General features: G+C 47.8%; 8 protein-coding genes. 5 read left to right on the top strand and 3 right to left on the bottom strand.

The window, feature by feature from the left end; all coding sequences use genetic code 11:
• The first annotated feature begins 11 nt into the window (after positions 1 to 11).
• Positions 12 to 878 (top strand): YitT family protein, encoded by an 867-nt coding sequence (locus PLA01S_RS19650; RefSeq protein WP_127593652.1) that lies wholly within the window; start codon positions 12 to 14, stop codon positions 876 to 878.
• Between the two features lie 177 nt (positions 879 to 1,055).
• On the opposite strand, the gene PLA01S_RS19645 is transcribed toward PLA01S_RS19650, so the two are convergent.
• Both PLA01S_RS19645 and PLA01S_RS19640 read right to left on the bottom strand, forming a co-directional pair.
• Entirely contained in the window at positions 1,056 to 1,268 is a 213-nt protein-coding gene (locus PLA01S_RS19645) for a hypothetical protein (RefSeq protein WP_127593651.1), read from the bottom strand.
• A gap of 49 nt (positions 1,269 to 1,317) precedes the next feature.
• Entirely contained in the window at positions 1,318 to 1,890 is a 573-nt protein-coding gene (locus PLA01S_RS19640) for a thymidine kinase (RefSeq protein WP_127593650.1), read from the bottom strand.
• 339 nt (positions 1,891 to 2,229) lie between these two features.
• Between PLA01S_RS19640 and PLA01S_RS19635 the strand changes: the two genes are divergently transcribed.
• Both PLA01S_RS19635 and PLA01S_RS19630 read left to right on the top strand, forming a co-directional pair.
• Entirely contained in the window at positions 2,230 to 3,978 is a 1,749-nt protein-coding gene (locus tag PLA01S_RS19635) for an RNA polymerase sigma factor (RefSeq protein ID WP_127593649.1), read from the top strand.
• Between the two features lie 159 nt (positions 3,979 to 4,137).
• Positions 4,138 to 5,040: an EamA family transporter gene (locus tag PLA01S_RS19630; protein WP_127593648.1), complete on the top strand. Its 903-nt coding sequence runs from the start codon at positions 4,138 to 4,140 to the stop codon at positions 5,038 to 5,040.
• A gap of 85 nt (positions 5,041 to 5,125) precedes the next feature.
• Here the strand turns inward: PLA01S_RS19630 and loaP are convergent, their stop codons facing one another.
• Complete coding sequence (gene loaP, locus PLA01S_RS19625) at positions 5,126 to 5,716, bottom strand: antiterminator LoaP (protein WP_246059687.1); 591 nt, start codon at positions 5,714 to 5,716, stop codon at positions 5,126 to 5,128.
• A gap of 358 nt (positions 5,717 to 6,074) precedes the next feature.
• Here loaP and fabD point away from each other — a divergent pair, with 358 nt between their 5' ends.
• On the top strand, positions 6,075 to 8,459 hold the full coding sequence (fabD, locus tag PLA01S_RS19615) for an ACP S-malonyltransferase (RefSeq protein ID WP_127593647.1): 2,385 nt from the start codon (positions 6,075 to 6,077) through the stop codon (positions 8,457 to 8,459).
• Between the two features lie 20 nt (positions 8,460 to 8,479).
• Positions 8,480 to 18,193 (top strand): SDR family NAD(P)-dependent oxidoreductase, encoded by a 9,714-nt coding sequence (locus PLA01S_RS19610; RefSeq protein ID WP_127593646.1) that lies wholly within the window; start codon positions 8,480 to 8,482, stop codon positions 18,191 to 18,193.

The raw sequence follows: 18,193 nt of genomic DNA, 5'->3' as shown, positions 1-18,193 counted from the left end.
AGGAGAATGGCATGGTCAAAAAACACAAAAATCTGACAGTCGGCGAAATTCTGAAACGGTTCATCTTTATTACCATCGGTGCAGTTCTGATGGCCGTGGCGCTTGAAATATTCCTGGTGCCCAACGAAATTATCGACGGTGGTATTACCGGTATTTCCATCGTATTATCAACGATTACGCCCATCAAACTGGGTGTGTTCCTGTTCATCATCAACCTGCCGTTTCTGTTCATCGGTTACAAGCAGATCGGCAAAACCTTCGCGTTTTCCACGTTATACGGGATCGTGGTGTTGTCGGTGGCAACAACCTTTCTGCATCATGTTGACCCGTTTACGAACGAGAAAATTTTGGCGGTACTGTTCGGCGGTTTGATCCTGGGTCTCGGGGTAGGTCTTGTCATTCGTTACGGCGGAGCTCTCGACGGTACGGAGATCGTAGCCATCTTGCTGTCCAAAAAGCTGCGGATGCCGGTCGGACAGATCATCATGATCATCAACGTCTTTATTTTCATTACGGCAGGGTTTGTATTCGGTGCAGATTCGGCCATGTATTCAATCTTCTCATACTACATAGCGGCAAAAGTGATGGATATTGTGGTAGAGGGCTTGGACGAGTCCAAATCCGTTACGATTATATCCAATGAATACGAAGAAATTTCAAGTGCCATCATGCAGCGACTGGGCCGCAGCACGACTATGATCTATGCCAAGGGCGGGTATTCGAAAGAGGATACGCAGATGATTTATTGCGTCATCACTAGGCTGGAGATTGCGAAGCTGAAGACGGTTGTGCAGGAGATTGACAAGAACGCATTTATTTCGATTCAAAATGTCGCGGACGTGCTGGGCGGAAGCATGGCGAAGTCCGATATTCACTAGGTGTAAGCACACGCTCTCCGTGTAATAGGTTGCTTAACGAACGGCGGTTTTTTGCAGATCTTGTTCTGCAGAAGGCCGCTGTTTTTTTATAGCGGGGGAGAAGATCGGATTGCCTGAGGGTCTGATAGAGATTTCGTAGAAGAGGTCCATCATGTAAGCACTCAGGCAATCCATCTATCATTTTCGTACTTCAAAAAATTCGCATTCTTCCCGCTTATGATAACCGAGCGAACTGACGCTGGATTGCGTAATGACGGTTTCGTCGGTGAAGCGGATGACGAGACTGCCGGAATCAACCAGATGATTATCCTTGAAGATGCGTATACGGATCTGCTGCTCCATAACTTCCTGAAAGTCCTGGTCGGTTAATAGCGGTCTGACTATCGGCATGGATCACCTACTCCTTACGTTTGAATGGTGGATTGTTCGTAAAAACGTCCTATGATAAAGGGGGATTGGTATGACATTTGCGGCAAACAGGGAAGTAGGTATCATTCCCTCCGATCAGAATCTGCTCGCCGGCATACACGGGCTTACCGTCAATGACGCGAAGGTTCATGATCGCTTTGCGCTCGCAGAACCAGCAGATCGTCTTCATTTCCTCGATTTTATCGGCATAAATCAGCATCCAGCGGCTACCTTCAAACAGCTCGTTGCGAAAATCATTCTTTAGTCCGAAGCCCATGACAGGCACGTTAAGCTCATCTACGATTCGAACGAGCTGCAGGATGCTGTCCTTGGACAGGAACTGGCACTCGTCAACAAGAACGCAGTATGGCTTAGGCTGATGATCCTTCACAATCCCGTAGATGTCGGTCGTATCGGATATAGGTATCGCTTCGCGGCGCAGGCCGATTCGTGAGGATACATAACCAACGGCATCCCGGTCATCGATAGCGGACGTAAAGAGGAGCACCGGTTTGTTCTGTTCTTCGTAGTTATGGGCGACTTTCAAAATCTCGATGGATTTACCACTGTTCATGGAGCCGTACTTAAAAAATAATTGAGCCATGCTTTCGTTCCCTTCCTATAAGTGCAATGTTGCTTCTTTGAGTGTCGTGGTGCAAAATTCGTTATTCTTACTATATAAGATATGACATGCAGAGTATATTGTCGCATTATTGGACAGCATTTGTCCATTGCCTGTAAGGACTATATTCTGACATATATGACTTAGGCGCGGAATGAAAAAAAGGGACAGGACTTCGCCGCGCAATATGGCGAGGTTATCTTCTAATCATGGCACCAGGCTAATCAAAAAAAGGTATAATATTTTTCAATTACTTTGTCAGAAATGACAAACTTCTCTGGTCATATAAGTAGTCAACGATAAGAAAGAGGGTTTGAGCAATTGGAAACGACAGCAGACCGCACGGTCCAGTGGGATGAGATGGAAGATCAGGAGTTGGTGGAATATGCGCAGGCAGGGGAGCGGGAAGCATTCGGGGAGCTTGTTCGGCGTCATCGCTCCAAGGTATATGGCTATGCCAGAGCTATAACCCGGGAGTCCTACCTGGCAGAGGACGTTGTACAGGATGCGCTAATCCGTGCGTTCATGCACCTGGGAAAATTGGTCGATGCCCGGCGGTTCTTGCCGTGGGTGCAGCGGATCGTCCGGAATCAGGCCTATACCCGGCTTAAAGGAAGCCACGTGATGAAAGAGCAGACCTTCACCGAGCTTGAAGGCAGGGGAAGGTTTGATAGTGCCGGGGGTTCAGATCAGTGGAACAATCTGGACAGCATTCTGGGCAGGCTCCATCATTCTGCAACCGAAGCTGCAGCTGGATTCAACGTGCCGGAGGATCGAATCGTCCAGCAAGAGACGCTGCGTGTTTTAACGGACATCATTCAATGCCTGAAGCCACGCGAACGGCTTATTTTCGAATCCCATTTTTTCGATCAGCTGTCCCCGCAAGAAATTGCCAACTTGTTTCAGCTCTCTTCGGCCAATGTGTATCAGATTATTTCGAGATCACGGAAGAAAGTGATCCAAGAAAAAATCCGCGTCACCGTTGACTCTTATATTAAGACGAGAAGGGACTTGGGAATTATGAAAAAGAAGATTCTGTCGTATGAAGGATCGTTGAAAGAAATCAAAACTTGGACAACCGCTGCGGATGCCACGTATAAAATGCTTCAATTTACGGATCGGAAGCTATCCCTGCCGATGGTTATGGGGCTTACAGGTCATGCATTCCGGATTAACATCATTCCGGATCAAGTTCACATTGCAGGTCCGACGGCGTATTTTTTTGGCGAAGTATTATCTCGGGGACTTCATAATATCGGCTTCCATTCCAAATATGTCGACGGCATGTCGGAGGGCATCGGTGCAAATGCCAATCTACTGGATCCATCCGTCTTGGAGAAGAGCGCCATGAGCAAGCGCAGCATTCATCAGGAGCTGCCAAGGGCACTTGATTTGATTCATAGCTCGCTGGATCGCGGATACCCTGTGCTGGCATGGGATATTTTCATTCCTGAATTCGGTACGCTGTATGGATATGACGATGAGACCAGAACCCTCTATGCCGAGGAATGCGGAAGAGTGGATACGCTGCCTTATGAGAATCTCGGAAGGAGTGTATTGGAAGATCTGTTCGTCCTGGCCATTGAGGGTTCGGTCGATTTAACGCTTCAGCAGCAGCTTCGACTTGCGCTTGAAACCGCCATCGAACAATATGAGGGGAAAGAAAGCGTGGTGCCGACGGCAGTGAAGGGGCTTGCGGCATATGATGCCTGGATTGAATCGCTGCAGGGGCGGAAGATAGAACCGAACGGTCATGCTTACAACATCGAGGTATTAAGAGATGCCCGGTATTACGCTGCTGAGTTCTTTAAGGAACTGATTGCAGCTTGGCCCGATGCGAATAAGGAAGGACCGGAGCTTACGCAGCAGTTCAAGGAAGCCAGTGCGTTATATTCGGGAATGTGCGAGAAGTTCAGTGTCCTGCATCAGATGTTTCCATTTCCGTTAGGCGGGGAGCCTAATTCGGAGGTTCAAGCAACAACGGCGATATCGCTGGTAGAGGATATTAAAGCTCTGGAAATCGAGGCTGTTGCTAAATTGAGAGAGATCTTTGCAAAGCTGTCTTCATAAATACAAACTTACCCCATTTGGTATTTACAATGTTGAGATTTTGTCTTAAGATAAGACCATAATTCAATATCAAACAGAGTCAACCCCACTTTTTACTGTTTTCTGGATTCCAAAACAGTGAAAGTGGGGTTTTTTTGTTGCGTAAGGGGGAGTTTTTAGTTGTTGCATTTGTTGAAAAATTCATTCTTCGTATTTTTGGGAGCCTGCTGTTTCGGTATTCTGTCAACGGTCGTTAAGCTCGCTTACCAGGAAGGATTCCTATTTCAGGAGGTTATGATCAGCCAATTCGGGACAGGCTGGATCATTCTGTTTGTGCTGATGCTGTTTTTTGGACGTCAAAAGGTTACGGGCAAGCAATTCCTAAGACTAGCTGGGGTTGGGTTATGTACATGTCTTACAGGCGTCACGTATTACCTTGCCCTTCAGAGCATTCCGGCATCGATTGCCGTTGTTCTTCTATTTCAATTTACCTGGATCGGCGTCATGATCGAAGCCATTGTGAAACGGCAATGGCCGGATAAATCCACTGTCATCTCCGTTATCATCCTGTTCGTCGGGACGATTATGGCTGGGGGGATTTTGGGCGCAGGCGAGATTCAGCTGAATTTGAAAGGGACTTTATTGGGGCTGACTGCTGCCTTGATGATGGCTTTGTTTGTTTTCTTCAGCGGCCGGGTCGAGACGCAGATGTCACCGATTACCCGGAGCTTCTATACCTCAACGGGTGGCCTGATTCTGCTGACGATCCTGTTCACGCCGAAAGTGTACACGGAGATATCCCTGTTTGACAACGGGTTATGGCTGTTCGGCCTCATCTTGGGCGTATTCGGTGTTGTTTTGCCCGTGCTGCTATTCGCACTGGGTGCACCCAAAATCAGCACGGGACTGGCAACCATTCTTGGTGCCGGAGAGCTGCCCGTCGCCGTTATCGCTTCGGTGCTGGTGCTGAGCGAGCAGGTGACTGCGCTGCAATGGATCGGGGTTATTGTCATCCTGCTGGGCATTGCGTATCCGCAGATGGCGGCGCAGAAGCGGGGCGGGGTGCCAGCGGTACAAAGATAGGCTCAGAAGAAAATCATAATGCTGATAGGAATGGGGGGCTGATTTCAGCCCCTTTTCTGTGTGGGGAAGCAGGTCCATGTATCCATCATCTAATGATCTCGATTCCAAAATCGACCAGTTGCTCTCTTCCCATGATGTTCATGAGCACTTTCGCGCGCTTTTTATGCTTATCGACTTTTTTTATAAGGCTTTCCATTCCCTTCAACGGACCCGATTTAACGATGACATTGGACTCCTGGAACGTGACTTGGGAATATTCGATAACTTCACTTTCACTGATCAGTTTGAGAACGATCAGCATTTCATCTTTGGGGATCTCTTTGAAAAAATAAGACTCGTCCGGTTTTTGAGATGACAGGTGGACTTGCTGCGCATTCGATGGGAGTAATCCCTTATCCTTGTTATTAAGATAGTTTAGCGAGTTGTAAATGAAGGGATTCTCTTTTAATGTATAATATATGGAAAAATTCATTTTTGTCTCCACAAACACATAGCCGGGGAAAAGTGTTTTGATCGCATGGTATTCCTGGCGGTCTTTCTTCTCCGGTACTTTCCTTCTAGGAATCACGCTGGTTAGCAAGCTATCATCGAATCTGGCGTCAAGCCATTTTTTAATTGAAGACTCGTATCCGGTTTTAACAAATAACGCATACCATGACATAAATTGCTCCCCCACTTCCTTTTGATGAAGAAGATAATACCAAATAATTTATGAAATAAATGTCGAAACAGGGAAATTGAAAGAAAAAATAAACGACTAATCTTATAAGATTAATAGTTTACAAAAAAATATTTATATAATAATATATTGGTAATGAATGACTTAATTTAACAAAAACTTAAACTGACTTAATCGACGTTCCGGCGCGTTAAGAACATTTAAGGGCCATAATGATACACGTATTTCGTGTGAATGCTTACGAAGCCTCCAGTTCGTTGGGGAGGACATCGTAGGCATTTTTATGTTCATTTTCAAAAAGTCCAAAGCTCAATCAACACCAATAATTATCTATTTGGGAGGATGGTACAAGCATATGCTAGCCTATGTATTTCCCGGCCAAGGAGCCCAGAAAAAAGGAATGGGTGAGGAGCTTTTCGACGAGTTTAAAGAATTGACTGCACAAGCAGATGATATTCTAGGATATTCGATCAAACAGTTATGCTTGGAAGATCCTGATTTTAATCTGAATAAGACTCAGTATACCCAACCGGCATTATATACCGTAAATGCTTTAAGCTACTTCAGCAAGATTAAGCTTTCGGCAAGAACGGTAGATTTTGTTGCGGGACATAGTCTGGGGGAATATAACGCCCTGCTGGCCGCAGGAGCCTTTGATTTTGCTACAGGTCTAAGACTTGTACAAAAGCGAGGGCAGTTAATGAGCCAGGCTGCGGGGGGCGGCATGGCAGCCGTCATCGGACCGACCGAGGAACAAATTGCAGAAGTGCTGCAGGAACACGGACTTGAAACCATCGATATCGCCAATCTGAATAGCCCTCATCAGATCGTAATCTCTGGAGCGAGGGAAGACATGGATCTCGCCAAGCAGGTCTTTGAATCGCTTAAGGATGTCATGATGTTTATCCCCTTGCGAACGAGCGGTGCCTTTCATTCTCGTCATATGGAGGATGCGGGCAGAGAATTTGAAGCTTTTCTCCAGAACTTCACGTTCCATGAATTGCGTATTCCGGTAATCTCCAATGTGTATGCCAGGCGATATCAGACGTCCTCTATCAAACGGAATCTGGTTCAACAGATTACAAGCTCCGTTCGATGGACGGAAAGTATTCGATATTTGATGGGGCTTGGTGTTATCGATTTTGAGGAGATTGGTCCGGGAAGGGTTTTAACCGATTTAATTGGGAGAATCAAGAACGAAGCGGAACCTCTAATTGTGGATGAACCTGCTTTCGTTGCTGAAGCAGTTATTGAAACCGTGCATGTGGATCTGAACGAAAGCCATTTAGAGATATCTAATAAATCTGAACCGATAGCTGTCGAACAAGTGTATTCATTCGAAATTAAACCATGTTCGCTGGGAAGCGCAGCATTCAGAAGGGATTACAATCTTAAATACGCTTATATGACTGGGGCTATGTACCGGGGAATTGCCTCCAAAGAAATGGTTGTAAGAATGGGCAAGGCAGGAATGATGGGTTTTTTCGGAGCTGGAGGTTTAAAATTACCCCAAATCGCCGAGGCGATTCAATACATACAGCAAGAACTTTCTGAAGGTCAAACTTACGGCATGAACTTGGTGCACAATCCTTCTGAGCCGGAAATCGAAGAACAAACGGTGGACATATTTCTTCAGAGCGGCGTGAAGGTTATGGAAGCGGCAGCTTTCATGAATATCACTCCAGCCCTGGTCAAATACCGAGCCAAAAGTTTAACCCGCGATGCCGATGGAAGGGTTGTTTCGATAAATAAAATGATTGCCAAGGTATCGCGGCCGGAAGTTGCCGAGGCGTTTCTTAGTCCAGCACCCGAGCGAATCATTGCAAAGCTGCGGGAAGAAAACAAGATTACGTTGGAAGAAGCTCTTATGCTCAGGGAAGTCCCTGTTGCTGATGATATTTGTGCCGAGGCAGATTCCGGTGGTCATACAGACGGTGCCGTGGCCTATGCCTTAATGCCGGCCATGATTAAATTACGGGATGAGATGATGCAACGGTATTCATACCCTACAAGCATTCGGATAGGAGCTGCAGGGGGGATCGGCACCCCAGATGCCATATCGGCGGCATTTACATTGGGTGCGGATTTCATTGTGACAGGTTCGATTAACCAATGCACGGTCGAGGCTGGAACTAGCGACGAAGTAAAGGATTTGCTCCAGCAAATGAACGTTCAGGATACGGAATACGCGCCTGCCGGGGATATGTTTGAGATGGGGGCTCGGGTACAGGTGCTGAAAAAAGGACTGTTCTTCCCGGCACGCTCCAATAAACTGTACGATTTATACCGTCAGTACAATTCCATTGATGATATTGACGAGAAGACAAAGGCGCAGATCCAAGAAAAATATTTCAAGCGCAGCTTTGAGAGCGTATATGAAACAGTTCGGACACGCTACCCTCAAGTCGTTGAGAAGGCAGAACGGAATCCCAAATATAAAATGGCTTTGATATTCAGGTGGTATTTCAGTTACAGCACGCGATTGGCTCTGCAAGGGGATCAGGAGAATAAAGTCGACTATCAAATTCATTGCGGGCCAGCCTTAGGCGCATTTAATCAATGGGTGAAAGGAACGGAGCTCGAGGATTGGCGGAATCGGCATGTAGATGAGATTGCCGAGAAACTGATGACGGAAACGGCTGCCCTGTTGAACCGGAGATTTAACAGCTTTCGAATGCCTTCGGAGGAACCTGGCCTGCCAGATCTTCAGGGCAATCGAAGCGCTCAAGAGGTTTATTAAAAGTGAGGTGTACCATATAAATGAAAAATGAAATCGCGATTATTGGTATAGCTTGCCGGTTTCCGGGAGCACAGAACTATGAAGAATTCTGGGACAATCTGAAAGAAGGTCGTTCAAGCATTCAGGAGATCCCCAAAGAGCGTTGGGATTGGAAGGAGTATTGGGGCGATCCGCAGGCTGACAACAAGAGTAACAGCAAGTGGGGCGGCTTTATTCAAGATGCAGAGGCCTTTGATCCGGGCTTTTTCGGCCTTTCGGCAAGGGAGGTAGAAGCGACGGATCCCCAGCAGCGGATCATGCTGGAATTATCATGGTCCTGTTTGGAAGACGCCGGGATCCTTCCTTCCCAGATATCAGGGGACAAAATCGGCGTTTACATGGGGGTTTTTAATTTTGATTATAAAGGGCTGCAGGAGCAGACGAACCAGATTATCGAAACCTATCATTCCATAGGAACGGCATCTGCCGTCATAGCGAACCGAATCTCCCATTTCTTTAATTTGAAAGGTCCGAGTTTTCCGATAGACACAGCATGCTCAAGTTCCTTTAACGCGATTCATTCGGCGGCCCAGTCCATACTTCTCGGGGAGAGCAATATGGCTCTTGCGGGAGGGGTCAGCCTTATTCTTACCCCCTCACGTCATATCTCCTTTTCCAAAGCAGGGATGCTGTCCCCGACCGGCTCATGCAAAACCTTCGACGACAGTGCAGATGGCTATGTGCGCAGTGAAGGGGCAGGGGTCGTGTTGCTTAAACCTTTGGAACAAGCCCTAGAAGACGGGGACTCCATTTATGGCGTCTTAAAGGGAACTGCCGTGAACCATAATGGCAGAACCCATACACTTACTTATCCCAACCCTGAAGCCCAGGCAGATGTTATAGCTGAGGCCCATAAGAAAGCGGACATCCCCGTGGAAAGCATCAGTTATATTGAAGCTCATGGAACGGGAACTCCCAAAGGAGATCCGATGGAGTTTCAAGGACTGCTAAAAGCCTTTCAATTACGATCGAAAAAGGACCAAATACTTTCCAAGAATTATTGCGGCCTGGGTTCGGTGAAAACAAATATCGGGCATTTGGAATCTGCCGCCGGGATTGCCGGACTGATCAAGGTCCTCATGTCCATGAAGCATAAACAGCTGCCTGGACTGCAAAATTTCAAAACATTGAATCACCGTATTTCAATTGAAGAAAGTCCATTCTACATGGTAGACAAGCTGCAGGAGTGGAAGCTTCTTGAGGGAGCAGACGGACAAAGCTTTCCGAGACGTGCAGGCATTAGTTCATTCGGGTTCGGAGGAACGAATGCGCATATCGTCCTCGAAGAAGCACCCGCGATGAAGAAAAAATCCGCCAAGAAGCTCCCCCACTATCTCATCTGTTTATCTGCGAAAACAGAAGAATCTTTGCGGCAAAGGGAGCTGGATCTAGCACGATGGATCGATAGGAATGGGCGTGGGATCAGCCTGACGGATGTAAGCGCAACTCTCTTGCTCCAGCGGGAGCATTTCGGAATAAGATCTGCCTATGTGGTAAAGGATGTACCGGAACTTCGGGAGAAATTAAAGCAGGTGCTAGAGAATAGTAAACCGGATGGATATTGTAAAGATCAAATCTCGTTAATCGGTAAGAAGCAAGAGCCGCTGCTTGAACATCTGGGTAAGGTGTTGGTATCAGAACTACAGTCCCTCAAGAGGAGCGATGTACAGGAATACGGCAGCAAATTGAAGGCATTAGCAGAATTATATGTAAAAGGACATGAAGTGGATTGGAAGGCTATATTTCCGAAGGGAAAGACACAGCATGTGCATTTGCCCACCTATCCTTTTGCACGGGAGCGGTATTGGATCCCAGCGGAAAGCGTCTCGGATCATGCTGTTACAGCTGAGAGGGCTGAAACCTCCTATGTTCATCCGCTGCTGCATTTGAATACATCCGATTTTTCAGAACAACGCTATAGTTCTACCTTTACGGGTGAAGAGTTTTTCTTGAAGGACCACATGGTGAAGGGGCGCCATGTGCTGCCGGGCGTAGCGTACCTTGAAATGGCACGGGAAGCGGTTGAAAAGGCATCTGGGTTATCATCTTATGCTGATTCACCGATTCGGCTTAAACATGTGGTGTGGGCCAAGCCGGTAATCGTTGGTAAACATCCGGTTCAAGTCCATATTGCGCTTTTTCCAGGCGAAAACGGTGACGTTACCTACGAAGTTTACAGTCAAACCGAAGAGGGACGCGGGGATTCTATTGTACATAGCCAGGGCAATGCTCAGATTAACACAGATCTGGATGGCGAAATGACCAGCGTGAATATCGATCGATTGAAAGGACAATTAACCAGGACAAACGATACGGTGAAGCATTTTTATGAGACTTTTCAGCGCTCCGGAATTCATTATGGTCCAGCCCACCAAGGGATAGAAGAGGTATACAGCGGGGGCGGCCGCGTACTGGTCAAGCTGCTGTTGCCTTCCTTGATCGAGAGTACAGCAGCTCGATATATTCTGCATCCCAGCCTCCTGGATTCGGCTTTGCAAGCCGCAATGATTCTGATGCTTGGTTCGGAGAAGCAAGGCACTTCCGACGGCAAAGTTTCATCGCGGCTTTTTCTTCCGTTTGCACTTGAACAACTCGATGTGTTACAGAGATGCTCTTCAGTCATGTGGGCACATGTTCAATACAGCAATCAAAATACCACTGGAGGACAATCAAAGAAAGTTGATATTGACCTTTATGATGAGCAAGGAACGTTGTGTGTGAGGATGAGAGAATTATCCTGGAGAGAACGAAGTGACGAGGAAACCTTGCTCCAATCACGTACAGATTCGGACACGCTCATGCTGCACCCTATTTGGAAGGAACAGGTTATTTCCAGGGATACGACTTTCGCAAGCTACGAAGACTATTGTATCGTGCTTTGCGAAATGGACGATGTGGTGAAGGAGCGCATAGAAACCGATGTAAACGGGGCTCGCATTCTATCCTTGCAATCCAACCGTAACGGGATAAAGGAGCGGTTTCAAGATTACTCGGTAAAGCTGTTAAAGGAACTTCAAAGCATTCTTAAAGCCGGAACGAGGACGAAAGCGTTTATTCAAATCGTATTCTCCAGGCATGGAGACCAACAGCTAATCTCCGGTTTGGGGGGACTTCTTAAGACAGCCAGACTCGAGAATCCAAAACTCGCGGCCCAGATGATTGAGGTCGATTCGGGAGAAACGCCGGAGGAGCTCGTCTCCAAGCTGAAAAGCAATCTTCAGGACACCCGGGATTTTCATATCCGGTACGAGTCAGGGAAGCGATTGGTCAAAAGCTGGGATGCGGTTGAAGCTTTGCAGGGAGAAGATAGCAATCCGTGGAAAGACACAGGGACGTACTTGATCACAGGTGGGATGGGCGGTCTCGGTTTCATCTTTGCCAATGAGATTGCCAAACGCACAAAGGGTACGACGTTGATTCTAACCGGCCGTTCTGATCTCAGCAACGAAATGGAGTCTCAACTGGAGGAAATAAGAGTACATGGGGCCCAAGCGGAATACTGGCAGGTTGATGTGACCGATGGCAAGGAAGTAGATGACCTAATCCAGCGTGTCACAGCTGAGTTTGGTGGTCTCAGTGGAATCATTCATAGCGCTGGAGTGATTAAAGACAGTCTTATTCTTAATAAAACTGTAGAAGACCTGCAGGCGGTATTGGCACCGAAAGTGGAAGGGATCGTAAACTTGGATCAGGCGAGCAAGGAATTGAAGCTTGATCTATTTGTCATTTTTTCATCGGTATTCGGAGTCGTGGGCAACCCGGGTCAGGCGGACTATTGCTCGGCTAATGCCTTTATGGATGCTTATGCCACGTACCGAAACGAGCTTGTGCGTTCGAAGGAGCGGAGCGGGCACACCCTGTCCATGAATTGGCCTTTATGGAAAGACGGCGGGATGCATGTCGATGAAAAGACCGAACAGATGATGATGCAGCAGTTAGGCATGGCGGCTATCGATACAGGCTCGGCTGTCCTTGCTTTCTATCAAGCGTGGGCTTCCCGTAATGACCAGGTTCTGGTCATGGAAGGGGATTTAGAGCATTTTTATACAAAACTCACAGAAAAACAGATTGTGGAAGATACGCAAATCGAAGCGATTCAAGGGAAAGGACATGAAGATCATGAGCTCTTCCCGGGTATGAGTGAGGACGATTTTACGGAAAAGGCAATTAGCTTCGTGAAAAAACAAATCTCGACCGTCTTGAAGCTGCCCGTACAGCGAATTGAAACGGATGCACCGATGGAGCATTACGGCATTGATTCCATCATGACCACCCAATTGACTAATGAATTGGAGAAAACGTTTGGCTCGCTGTCCAAAACGTTGTTTTTCGAATACCAGAATATCCGGGAATTGACCGGATATTTCATCAAATCATACCGTGATAAGTTGGTGAGCGTGCTGGGAGAGGGTTTGTCTGCAGAACCCGCAGTTCAGCTTGCAGCGCCTTCCGTTTCAATGAAAGGGCCGGATATATCTCATCTTGCCAGCCTTAGACGTGCGCGTTTTGTACAGCCAACCATTAAGCAACAGGATGAAGATGCGTCTTCCGCGATGGATATTGCCATTATCGGGATGTCCGGGCGGTATCCCGGCGCCGAGAATATTCGGCAGTTTTGGGAGGTACTGAAGAATGGCAAGGATTGCATTACGGAAATACCGAACGACCGCTGGGATTACAATCTATATTATGACGAGGATCGCAACAAACCAGGAACAGCCAACAGTAAATGGGGCGGCTTTCTCAAAGGGGTCGATCGATTTGATCCCTTGTTTTTTAATATATCCCCTCGGGAAGCGGAGATGATGGATCCGCAAGAACGCCTGTTTCTGCAATGTGTCTATGAAACCCTTGAGGATGCGGGATATACCCGGGAAACCCTGGGCTTATACAGCGATTTTGGCTTGGAAGGTAGTGTGGGCGTCTATGTCGGTGCCATGTATCAGGAATATCAGCTCTACGGTGCTCAGGAGCAAGCAAGGGGGAATCCCCTGGCGCTACCCGGACTGCCGGCATCCATCGCCAATCGGGTGTCTTACTTCTTCAATTTCCATGGCCCAAGTATGACCATAGATACGATGTGTTCTTCATCCTTGACGGCCATTCATCTGGCTTGCCAAAGCTTGCTGAGGGGAGAATGCAAGGTATCGATTGCGGGCGGGGTTAATGTTTCGATTCATCCCAATAAATATCTGTATCTGTCACAGGGGAAGTTTATCTCCAGCAGAGGAAGATGTGAGAGTTTTGGCGAGGGAGGAGAAGGATACGTGCCTGGTGAGGGGGTGGGAGCCGTTCTTCTTAAACCGCTGTCCCATGCCATGGAGGATCGGGACCAGATTTACGGAGTTATTAAGGCGACTGCAATCAATCACGGGGGGAAAACCAACGGATACACGGTACCGAATCCCAAAGCCCAGTCCAGCGTCATTGGACGAGCTTTCAAGAAGGCGGGGATTGAGCCGCGCACGATCAGTTATATGGAGGCGCACGGAACGGGAACCTCGCTGGGGGATCCGATTGAAATAACGGGATTACACAACATCTTTCAGGAATACACAGGGGATAAGCAGTTTTGTGCACTCGGTTCTGCAAAATCGAATATTGGACATTGTGAGAGTGCGGCTGGAATCGCAGGCTTGACCAAGGTTCTGCTTCAGCTTAAATACAAGCAGCTGGTGCCTTCATTGCATTCGCGGGTTTTAAACCCCAACATCGACTTTAGCCAGACTCCATTTGTTGTGCAGCAAGAGCTTGCGGAGTGGAAAAGACCTGTCCTCGAGTTGAATGGAGTAATGAAGGAGTACCCAAGAATTGCAGGAATATCGTCCTTTGGTGCGGGAGGGTCCAATGCCCACCTCGTCATTGAGGAGTATATCCCCGGAGTCGAGGAGTCTTCACCAATCATCATGGAAGGTCTCAATCCGGTCATCATTGTGCTATCAGGTAAAAGCGAAGAACAGCTGAGGTTACAGGCGCAGCGTCTTCTCGCGGATATCAGCGACCAACCGCATGAAGACTCCAGCCTTATTGACATGGCTTACACTCTACAAGTAGGTCGGGAAGCCATGGAGGAACGATTGGCTGTGATTGTATCTACGATGAAAGAGCTGACCTATAAACTAAGGGAATATATCGAAGGCCGCGATCATGTGGACGGTATTTATTATGGTCAGGTAAGACGGAACAAAGAAGCGTTATCTGTATTTACAAGAGACGAAGAACTGCAGGAAGCCATTGCTAAATGGATTCAGCGTAGAAAATATGACAAGCTCGCAAGTCTCTGGGTTAAAGGATTGGATGTGGAATGGAACCGGCTTTACGTGGATACGAAGCCACGCAGAATCAGCTTGCCCACCTATCCGTTTTTCGAAGATCGTTACTGGGTTCCCGAACCGAGTAACGCTCAGGCGTGGAGCAATCCGGAGTCCAAGCGAGAACTTGTAACCCCTAACGGGAAAAAAAGTCCAATTGAGCGCAAAGTGAGCTATTTGAATAAAAAGTGGGAACTGACTGCCATAGATGGTTCTGCTGACAGACGCAAATCCGTAACGCAAACCATTGCGATATTGACTACTCAGGAAACGATGGAATTAGCTATTCACATATCCAGGCATTTTAAAAGCAGCCGGATCATTGATATTCAGGATATGGTACGCGAGTTTCATCAGACTGAACAGGATTGGAAGCAATATAGAGGCTGTATCGACGTTGTAGGCTGCGGGTTGAATACAACGGGGCTGACCGGATGGGTTCCCTGGCTCCAGAAATGGATCGAGCTTGCTGACACAGACGGCCTAACACTGCTTGGGGTAACGAAATGCCTGGAGGCTTTCCAGAATGCTGAAGTCAACTTGTCGGGTGCCGAACGCGCTGGACTGTACAGAATGCTGCAGAGTGAATACAGCCGCCTGAGCTCACGGCATGTGGATGTGGATGCTGAGACGGATGTTCATATCATAGCTGAACAGATCGTTAACGAATATGCTGCAGAAAGTCGGGACACGGAAATCTGTTACCGGGGCGGTAAGCGATATCGGGCTTCGCTGAAAGAGTTGCAGGGGATAATTTCCGATAAAGAAGCGTTCGCTTTCCCCGAGGACCATGTTCTTTGGATTACGGGAGGAACAAGAGGAATCGGTTACCTATGCGCCAGGCATTTTGTACAGAAATATGGCGTTAAGAAGCTGGTCCTGACCGGTCGGGAGGTTCTGCCTTTACGTGAAGAATGGAGTCTCTTTAAAGGGCAAAATACGCCGGTAGCACAAAAAATTCAGGCGATTCAAGCGTTGGAAGAACTTCAAGCAGAAGTGAAAATCTTGTCGGTCTCATTATCGGATGAGCAAGCTGTTCGGCAGAGCATGGAGTCGGTCAAAAGGACAATGGGTCCCATCGGAGGCGTTATTCATTGTGCGGGGCGGATTGACACCCATAATCCAGCGTTTATTAGAAAATCCGTTGACGGAATCGAGCAGGTCTTCGAACCGAAAGTGTCAGGCCTTCGTGTACTCTACGAGTGCTTCCGAAATGAATCTTTATCGTTCTTCCTGCTCTTCTCTTCGGTTTCGTCCACGATTCCAGCTTTAGCTTCCGGACAGAGTGATTATGGAATGGCGAATGCCTATATGGATTATTTTGCGGAGAAAGCGAAACATACGGTACCCATTGCCAGCATTCAGTGGCCGAGCTGGAAAGAGGCGGGAATGGGCGAAGTGAGAAGCAGGGCTTATGAGCAGACGGGTTTGCTGAGCATAACCAATGAGGAAGGCTTACAGCTGTTGGATCAGATTCTTTCAAACCGAATACCATCGGTGGTTATGCCGGCTGTGGTCAATCCCGAATTGTGGAATCCCGGCAAGCTTATGCAGTTTGCCAACCAGGGGAGCTTGCAAGGCAGGGTGAGACAAAGCGGGCAAACGCCGGAACCTAATTCCAACAAGAGTCCCCAAGGCCTGTTGAATCAAACGCGAGCATGGCTTACGGAGCTGCTGGCCGAAGAACTGAAAATTCCTATTTCGAAACTGGAGCCCGATATAGCTTTCCAAGATTATGGTGTAGATTCAATCATGATCGCTCAATTGCTTCGCCGAATCAATCAGCTGGCCGGGTTGGATTTGGAGCCTACCCTGCTATTTGAATATCCGACCATAGAATCATTGGCAGGCTGGATGGTCAATGCTCATTCTGCTGCGGTATCGCAGATGCTGGAGACTGTGGATATTGGTGAATCCATGTCTGATGTAAAGGCATCATCACCTCAGGCACTGATGGCTTTGTTAGAAAGCGGAGCATCAAGGAAAGGACTTCAAGGCGAACCTGCCACGGATATAGCGGTGGTAGGATTGTCATGCCGATTCCCTGGTGCCGGTTCACTTGAGGCCTATTGGAGGATTTTGTCCGAAGGGAAATCGGCCATTCGTCGGGTTCCGTATGAACGGTGGGGGCACTCCACCTCATATTACGCTGGAATGCTTGAGGAAATCTCAAGCTTTGATCCGTCCTTTTTCCTGATCCCGCAAGAAGATGCCAGAGTCATGGATCCGCAGGCACTGTTGGTGCTGGAAGAAAGTCTGAAGCTGATATGTCATGCTGGATATTCGACGCAAGAATTAAAGGGCAAGCCGATGGGAGTCTATATTGGAGCCCGAACGCAGCATCAACCGGAGGAATCCGACTTATACCAAGCGCGTAATCCTATTGTGGCGATTGGGCAGAACTATCTGGCGGCCAATATTTCGCATTTCCTTGACCTTCGTGGTCCAAGCGTTGTAATGGATACAGCATGCTCTTCGGCGCTGGTAGCGATGAACATGGCGGTACAAGCTCTGCGAGCAGGCGATATCGATTCGGCGATTGTCGGAGGCGCGAGTCTGCTAACCACTGACCGTGCACACAAAATTTTTGAACAACGCGGGATCTTAAGTCCGGTACAGGACTTCCATATGTTTGACAAACGGGCTGAAGGTATCGTGCTGGGAGAAGGCGCAGGTATGGTTCTGTTGAAAACGGTGGAGCAAGCTATTGCCGATGGCGATAAGATCTATGCAGTCATTAAGGGCTTGGCGGTTAATAATGACGGGCGAACGGCAGGACCGTCAACCCCGAATATTCAAGCACAAAGGGAAGTATTAGAGACTGCCTTGCGCAAGAGTGGAAGGCAACCCGAGGAAATCAGCTATATTGAAACGAATGGTTCGGGTACCACGGTGACCGATTTGCTGGAGCTTAAAGCGATTCAGTCGATTTATCGGGAATCGAGCACGGTTCCGCTGGGGCTGGGATCGATGAAACCTAATATCGGACATCCACTTTGTGCAGAAGGCATTGCCAGTTTTATTAAAGTGGTGTTGATGCTGCATCACGGGCAATTCGTTCCTTTTTTATCAGGCGGAGAAGCGATGGTTCACTATGATATGGAATCATCTCCGTTCTTTTTTAGTAGAGAAAAAACCGGGTGGGCGCATACATCCAGAGTGGCGGCAATTAACTGTTTTGCGGACGGAGGAACCAACGCTCATGTGATCCTGGAGGATGGCGCAGGGTTACCTCTTCAACGTGTTAGAAGACTGCCTTTACCGGTTCCGGAATTAAATAGGCGGCAGTTATGGGAGACTCAAACTCATTCCAAAACCTTATCAAGCGGCAGAATAACAGCAGCAAACGTTCCGCAGGGCATTTTTTGGGAAAATTTCGACTAG

It is taken from the genome of Paenibacillus lautus NBRC 15380 (assembly GCF_004000945.1).
In the GTDB taxonomy this organism is placed as follows: Bacteria; Bacillota; Bacilli; order Paenibacillales; family Paenibacillaceae; genus Paenibacillus_AQ; species Paenibacillus_AQ lautus.
The sequence above is the reverse complement of the archived record's forward strand: the minus strand, read 5'-3'. Positions and strand labels throughout refer to the sequence as shown.